At 68.8% G+C, this 7563-nt stretch carries 4 protein-coding genes; 1 reads left to right on the forward strand and 3 read right to left on the reverse strand.

All coding sequences use genetic code 11. From position 1 onward, the window contains the following. Position 1: 1 nt before the first annotated feature. Positions 2–5134 (reverse strand): hypothetical protein, encoded by a 5133-nt coding sequence (locus tag ACJ73U_RS18915; RefSeq protein WP_407778972.1) that lies wholly within the window; start codon positions 5132–5134, stop codon positions 2–4. A 213-nt stretch (positions 5135–5347) separates the two neighbouring features. Next, positions 5348–5908, reverse strand: coding sequence for a hypothetical protein (locus ACJ73U_RS18920; RefSeq protein ID WP_407778973.1), 561 nt, complete (start codon positions 5906–5908; stop codon positions 5348–5350). 236 nt (positions 5909–6144) lie between these two features. Here ACJ73U_RS18920 and ACJ73U_RS18925 point away from each other — a divergent pair, with 236 nt between their 5' ends. After that, positions 6145–7332, forward strand: coding sequence for an MFS transporter (locus tag ACJ73U_RS18925; protein ID WP_407778974.1), 1188 nt, complete (start codon positions 6145–6147; stop codon positions 7330–7332). Positions 7333–7339: 7 nt separating this feature from the next. Here the strand turns inward: ACJ73U_RS18925 and ACJ73U_RS18930 are convergent. Further along, a partial coding sequence (locus ACJ73U_RS18930) for a hypothetical protein (RefSeq protein WP_407778975.1) occupies positions 7340–7563 on the reverse strand: 224 nt, incomplete at its 5' end.

Raw genomic sequence — 7563 nt, forward strand, 5'->3', positions numbered from 1 at the left:
GTTACTGGAGAGCGGCCAGTCCCGAGGACCCGGCGGGGAGCACCCGGAAGATGCCCCACATCCCGGCCTCGGCGAACTGCTGGCGCAGGTCGCCGTACAGGTAGTCGCCGGTGGCACGCGTGGTACCACCCGCACCGCCGACCAGCTCGATCTCGGCCGTCTCGCCCGCGGCGAAGGACCGCGCCTGCAACAGCTGCGACCGCCGGTCGCTGCCGCCGTTCCACATGTTCGGTTCCTGCGGGAAGACGTGCCCGCCGACGCTGAACACGTGGAACTGGTCGGAGGCCCCAATGGACAACCGCATCACCACGGGGTCGCCGGCGATCGCCCGGAACACCGGTGTCGCCGGATCACCGAAGCGCGTCGAGCTGAACGCGAACTCCCATGCGGGATCCGGGTTCGGCGGCGACGTGGTCAACCCCAACCGCGTCGTGAGCGGCGCGCTCGAGTAGTTGACCTGGTTGTACACCGGCGCGTTCGCGACCTGCTGGTTGAACAGCGGGAACTGGCTGTTCACCCCGGCACCCGCGATCACGTCCTGGTACTGGTTGATGCTCTGCGAGAAGTGCTGGTCGTTCGACCCCATGCTGACCGAGAACTCGCGGAAGTTCCCGCTCGGCGCACGGATGATGGCCTGGTTGCTGGTCCTCGTGGCACCGAGCTGCGCCCCGGAGGCGCTGTCGAACCACGTGGAGCCCGCCGGCTCGACGATCACCTGGCCGTAGGCGCCGTGCCGCATGGCCGCCGGGCTGCCGAGGTCCTGGAAGACCGACGTGCCGAGCACCTTGTCGGCCGCGAACCGGTAGGTGAACGTCTGCCCCGCGGCCACCGTCGTGTCGGGGTTGAGCCCGACCGCGCTGCCCGCCGAGGTCTGCGGGTTGTACAACAGCTTCCCCAGATCGAACCCGGCTCTGGTGCCGCCGTACTGCGTGCCGGCGTCGATCTGGTTGTGCAGTGTCACCTGTAGACAGTCACCCTGGTTCGCGCGCAGCACCAACGGTTCCGGCCGTTTCGTGCCGGCCCTGATGGCCGCCATGTCCGAGGTCAACGAGTAGATGATGCCGTTGGTGTCGGCCTGGGGGGCCGTCGGCAGCGTCTGGTTGAACACCGACACGTCGTAGCCGCGCACCGGGGCGCCCGTCGCGCACGGGGTCGCCGACGACGAGACCACGCTGCTCGACGTCGCCGCCGGGTTCGGCCCAGGTGATGCCTGGGTGTTCCCCGTCGCCGGTGTCAGGAGCGGGAACCCCGCGCCGCTCGGCGGAGCGGTCCGGTCCGGCAGCGGACGCAGATCCGACCTCAGGTGGTCGTGCACCCGGAAGATGCCCCAACCGCCCGACTCGAACGCGAAGTTGCGGGTGCTGTAGTACAGGTAGTCACCCGGCAGGTGCTGCGGACCACCCGCGCCGCCGTCCAACACGTAGTCGAAGCGCTCCGAGATACCGGTCGTCGCGGCGTCGACGAGCTCGCCGTCGCCGTTGAACCGCTCCCTGGCGAACCGGTGTCCCTGTATGCGCAGTGCTTCGACCCGGTCGCTCAGGCCGATCGTGCGGATCACCACCGGGTCTCCGGCGTACGCCCGCAGCAGCGGTGTGCTCGGGTCGCCGTACTTGACCGAGGAGAACACGTACGGATCCACCGCGGTCACCGTCGCCACGACGGTGTTGGCCGCGGAGGGGTCGTTGACCCGGCTCGTCGCGTTGCGGCAGACGATGCCGCCGTTGAACTCCTGTCTCTGTTGTGTGTTCGTCCCCGGCGGTGTTCGTTCGCCGATGGGCGCGGCTCTCAGGTTGATCGAGCTTTCCTCACACTCCTGACCCGCGTTGCGATCGATCCTTCCCACGACGGCCGGATCCGCGGTCAGCTCTGGTCTACCGCGGCGACCGTTGGAGAGGAAGATCATGAACTCCCGGAACGAGCTGCGGACACCTCCCCCGACGGGGCTGGTGGTGTGGATGTCGACGATCGTGCCGCTGCGGACCTCGGCACCGGTCTGCGGGTTGTGGTAGGTCGAGCCGCGCGGCTCGATGATGTGGGCGCCGAACAGACCGTGTGCCCAGGACTGGAGCCCGTCCACGTGGTCGTGCCAGAACACCGTCCCACTGTCCACATCGGAGTACCAACGGTACTGGGTGAACTCGACCGACAGCGGGTCACCGGCGGCGTGCGCCGAGGACAGTGCGCGGTCGAAGGTCAGCGTGTTCCCGTTGACCGCCGTGATCTTCCTGATCTCGATGTTGGCCTTCCCACTGCCCACGGCGATGTAGATGCCGGCCCGCAGGTTGGTCACACTGGACAGTGTGGCCGTGGTGGCACCGGCCGCCGCGGCCGCGGTGAGCGTGTGCGGCTCTATCGAGTTGGTGTACACCGACTGCTCGTAGGAGAAGCCGGTGATCACGCCGTCGGAGCTCTGCGGGTCGAACTGCACGAAGTGCGTGTGCATGTTCACCTTCGCCTGCTGCTCCGGGTTCATCTCGTTCGTCAGCGTGATCGCGACGCAGTCACCGACGTTCGACCGGATCGCCAGCGGATCGGGGGCCTTCGCCCCACTCCGCGCGTCGGCGAGCACCTTGTCCTTGTCCTCGTTGAGTACGTAGACCTGGCCCTTCTCGTCCCGCTCGCGGATCGTTTCCTGCACCGGCACGCTGATCGCGGTGATGTTGTACGTCCGCACCGGCGCGTTCTGCGGGCAGATGCCGTCCGGCCGGGTCGACGAGCCGGTCTCACCGAGGTACGCGGCCCCGGTGTGACCGTTGCCGGAGAACGGCGGCCGCATGCCGAGATGCGGTCGGAACATCGGCCAGGCCGGTCGGCCGTTGGTGGGGTTGAACATGATCGGGTTTCGTTGCCCCGGTGTCGGCGACTGGTAGTCCGGCCAGACCTGGGTGGTCTCGGGTTCACCGTTGTACAGCGGTGAGGCCGCCGTGCCCGCCTTCTGCCAGTCCCACACCGTGGCGTCGTTGTTGTTCAGCCGCACGCCCTGCGGCGGAATCTCCCGCTCGACGAGGTCGGACAGCAGCACCTGGCTGCTGGTCGGGGTACCCGACCCGATCACGGTCCTGCCCTCGACGGTCTTGCCGATCAGGCCCTGCGAGGTCACCGCGGTCGGCGGTGCGTTCCTGCCGGGGATCACGGCGAGATCGGGCTGTTTGGTGTCGAACACCCGCCAGAGGGACCACATGCCCGCGACGTAGTGGTGGGCGATGTGGCAGTGCCACAGGAAGTCACCCGCCGCCTGCTGGCAGCCACCGGCGCCGCACTCGATCCTGTTGTTGTAGCTCTCGCCCGGACCGAGGGTCTGGGAGTCGAGCATGATCGACGAGGCGTCGTTGGTCGGGGTCTTCTGCAACCCACCGGTGGAGTTGTCCGTCACCGCGTTGGGGTTCTGCGGCCAACGGTCGCCGCCGCCGTGCAGGTGGTGCACGTGCAGCGTCTCGCCGCCGGCGTGCGCGATCCGGATCATCGTCGGCTCACCGAGGTACGACCGCGGCATCGGGGTCGCCGGGTCGCCGTTCTGGTACGAGCCGTAGGCGAGCGACTCGGCGTCGTCCGAGGTCGCGTCCGTCTGGAAGCCGCGGAGCCCTTGCAACTGGAGTCGCCGGTAGTGCGCCTCGCTGCGGTAGTTCAGCCCTCGGCTGTTCGGCCGGTAGGAGAGGGTGCCGTACCCACAGGCCGCGGACCCGCCCTCGTCCCGCATGCCGAACGGGTCACCGACCCCGAGCCCGTCGGTCTCGGCGACACAGCTGGCCGGTGTGCCGCTCTCCCGTGGCGGTCGGCGCACGTTGAACATCTCGTCGCCGATCTCGTGGTACATGATGACGAACTCGCGGAACGTCGCGCCGCTGCCGGGCTTGATGATCGCGGCGAAGCTGTTGAACTCCGGGTCGGTCGTGCGGTCCGCGCCGGTGTCCGGGTCCAGCCAGGTCGACCCGGCCGGCTCCGCCACGAGCGTGCCGAACAGGCCGTGCAGGGTCAGCTGGGTGGAGTCGCCACCGCTGCGGAACGTCTTGGCCCCCTCGCCCATGAGCGGGTCGAGGAAGTAGCGGTAGGTGTAGGTGGCGCCGGGCGGCACCATCACGTTGGTCGGGTTGTTGCCGACCGCCTGTCCACCGGCTCCCTGGGCCGCGTCGTAGGAGACGCCGGCGATGTCCATGGAGACCGACGGCACCCCACCGGGCTGGGTGATCAACGGAACCGCGGTGAAGCCGGGGCCGCCGCGTGGCGCCGCGGTCAGCTGGTTGGTCAGGTTGACCTGGACGCACTCACCCAGCCGGGCACGCATGACCAGCGGCTGGATCGGGTCCTGCCGCAGGCCGCTGGACACCTTCGCGCCGCTGCCGTCGGAGCCGACCGCGGCGTTGGCCTTGAGAGCCGCCTCCTGGGCCCGTACGTCGTCCAGCTTGTCGTTCAGCACGTACATGAACCCGAACGGGTCGTGGTCGCCGAACCGGTTGAGGGTGATGTCGACGTTGATGGCCGACACGTTGTAGGTGCGGGTCGCCACACCGCTGCTGCCGCACCCGCCGACGTGCGTGGTGGGGGCGTCGTCCTCCGCGGTGGCGGACGACGCGGTCAGCGACACCGGTACCAGGAAGACGCCGGCGACCAGCACCACGATCGCCGACACCACGGTCGAGACGTGGGTGGGGCCCCGGCGGACGGCTCGCAGCGGCGGGGCGAGCCGGTCGGCCCACCCCGTGACGACAGCCAGCGTCGCCAGGGCGGCGACGAGGACCACGGGTTGCGCCGCGACGGCGTTCTGCAGGCCGTGGTTGGCCAGGCCCGCCACGTCGAGGCCGGTCAACTCGTGCGCGGCGTGTGCTTCCCCACCCGCCACACCCGCCAGCTGGTGCAACGGCGTCAGCAGCGCGGCCAGCGGCGCGAACAGCGGCACGAAGTACAGCGACAGCAGTGCCGCCGTGCCGAGGGACGTCGCGGGTCGCCGGGCGGTCATGCCGATCAGGGACGCGGTCCGGCCGGCCAGCCACACGGCGGCCCCGGCCACGGGGACGGTCAGTATGGCGTCCAGCAGGACACCGAGGACCTGGTCGGTCTGCGCGGCGTCACCGGACAGCACCGCCGCGACGGAGCGCGACAGGGTGACCGCCACCGCGACGACCAACGCGAGAACCACGCCGCCCTCCTGTCCCGTGCGGGCGGAAAGCGGCGTGGTCGGATCGACGTCGTGTCTCCGTGGTCTGCGGCTTGCGGGTCTCCAGCCGCCAGAGGGAGGCACAACGTCCTCATGGACATTGTGGCGGGACGAGAACATGAATTCCCCTTTCCATCTGCCGAAGACGCAGGGGGTCGTCGGCAAAAACCGTGGTTGATGTACCGGGTGAATTTGTCAGGAACCATGCGAATGGGTCGGGCCGCTGCGCACGCCGTCCATCGGAATGGTGAGCCGGCTGGCCGTGCCCTCGTGTGTCCATTCGATATACGCCGGTGCGGCGGTCAACTCGGCGGGTTTGAGGTCGAAGAACAGTGTTCCCTGAACCGCGTTGTGCGGGGCGAGCCGGGGCAGGTCGCCGAACGTGTCCGAGTGCGGCGCCCGCCGCTTGCCGTCCGCGCCGGTGCGCAGTGCGAACTCCTCGTCGGGCCGCAACAGCCGGGTGTCGCCGCTGGTGTTGACCACCGTGACGGAGACGGAGAGCCGTTCGTCGCCGTTCTCGGGCATGCCGGGCATCATCGCCGGCGGCATCTGGTACCCCGTCGTGTCGTCGGCCATGTCGGTGTCCATCTCGGTCCAGCCCGCCTTGCTGACCTGAGCGGTCAGACTGTCCACAGTGGCTTGTACGCTCACGACGGCGGGGGCGGCCAACGACGTGGCGAGCCGGGCGACACCTACCGCCGCGACCGCGAATGCCGCCACCACGACGATCACGAGCCGCGCTCGTATCAGTGACATGTGAACCCATCTCTATATCCGGCAACAGGTAACCGGACGATTTGTGTTCGCCTAAGGTCACCTGTCCGAACAGGGGGTAACGTGAAGGACAGGCGATACATGGGTGTTAAATGGTGGAGCAGGGGTACTTTCACAATAGATCACTTGGGGATCAAGCGGGAGTGGCAGAATCTCCTAGGGATCGGCAACACCTAAGGAAATCTACCTAAGTACGGCGCGATCGGATTGGCACGTACATGAATCAAGACGTTGTTCGCGCACTACCGCGCGACCTCTATGTCGCAGCCGGCGCCAGGGCGGCCTCCATCCTCTGCAACGTGGTCGCCGTCACCGCCCTGCTGCTCGACTTCCACGACCGCGGCGCCGGCGCCTGGGCGGTCTCCGGCCTGCTCGCGGCGGGGGCGTTGCCGATCGTCCTGTTCGCCCCGGTGGTCGGGGTGATGGTGGACAGGTTCGACAGCCGTTCGTTGCTCGTGGTGAGCAGCCTGTGGCAGGCCGCCGCCTGCGCGCTGTTGGGCTTCGTCGACCAACCGCAGCTGGTGCTCGTGCTGGCGGCCCTGAACGCGTGCGGTACGGCGGTGACCAACCCGGTCTTCGTCGCGCTGATCAGCGTCATGGTGCCCAGTGGACAGCTGGCCTCCGCGAACAGCGTGCAGCAGGTCGCGGTCACCATCGCCACGATGGTGGGACCGGCGGTGGGCGGCATGATCACCGGTCTGACCGGCGGTGCCCGGGTCCCCCTGCTGCTCGACGCGGTGATCTTCGTCGTGATCGCCGGCATCAGCCAGCTGATCAGCACTCGCCGGCGCCCGACCCCGGACGAGCCGAAGCCGTTCGCGCGCGCGGGGATCATGATGGTGCTGACCGACCGCGCCCTCACCGCCGTGGTGGCGCTGGCGGTCATGCTTCCCCTGGTGGTGCACCTCATCTACGTGGCGCAGGTGTTCCTGGTCCGCGACACCTACGGCGCGAGCGACCTGGCGTTCGGCATGCTCCAGGCGACGCAGACGGTCGGTCTGCTGATCGGCGCGGTGCTGGCCAGCCAGCTGAACACGGTGCGCCGCATCATCCTCGGCACCCCGCTCGCGGCCGCGGTGATGTCCGTCTGCATCGCCATGGTCGGGCTGGTCCATTCCCTGCCCGCCACGTTCGCGCTGTACGTCCTGGCGGGCGTCTGCATGAGCATGGTGTCCGTGACGATGGGCACCCTGTTGCTGATGCGCATTCCGGAGGCCGCCATGGGCCGGGTGATGGCCAGCGTCACCGGGATCCACCGGACCGCCGGGCTGGTCGCGTACGGCGTCGGCGGGCTGGTCGTGGGGCTGTTGCGCCCCGAATCGGTGTACCTGCTGTCCGGCACCGCCGCACTGGCCATCGTGTTCGTGCTGCTGCCGGCGTTCCGGCGGGCGTGGTCGCGGGCCTGACGCCTGGCTACGACCGCGGGACGAAGAACTCCCGGCAGAAGGTGTTGGCGGCGCCCTCGCCCTCGCGCCGGAAGAACCCGGCGATGATGACGATGTTCTTGCCGGTGTTGCCGGCGAGTACGGCCTTGACAGAGCCCAGGTCGTACTCGGCGTGGAAGGCGGGGTCACCTGCCGCGTCCAGATAGGTGGTGACCTCGGTCTCGCCCCAGTCGTGTGGCTCGCGCGCGCCCA

It is taken from the genome of Actinophytocola sp. (assembly GCF_045807065.1).
Classification (GTDB): domain Bacteria; phylum Actinomycetota; class Actinomycetes; order Mycobacteriales; family Pseudonocardiaceae; genus Actinophytocola.

Bases quoted from the DNA above. Each gene is read 5' to 3' on its own strand.
- ACJ73U_RS18920 (WP_407778973.1), bottom strand. From the start codon at position 5,908: ATGTCACTGATACGAGCGCGGCTCGTGATCGTCGTGGTGGCGGCATTC.
- ACJ73U_RS18925 (WP_407778974.1), top strand. From the start codon at position 6,145: ATGAATCAAGACGTTGTTCGCGCACTACCGCGCGACCTCTATGTCGCA.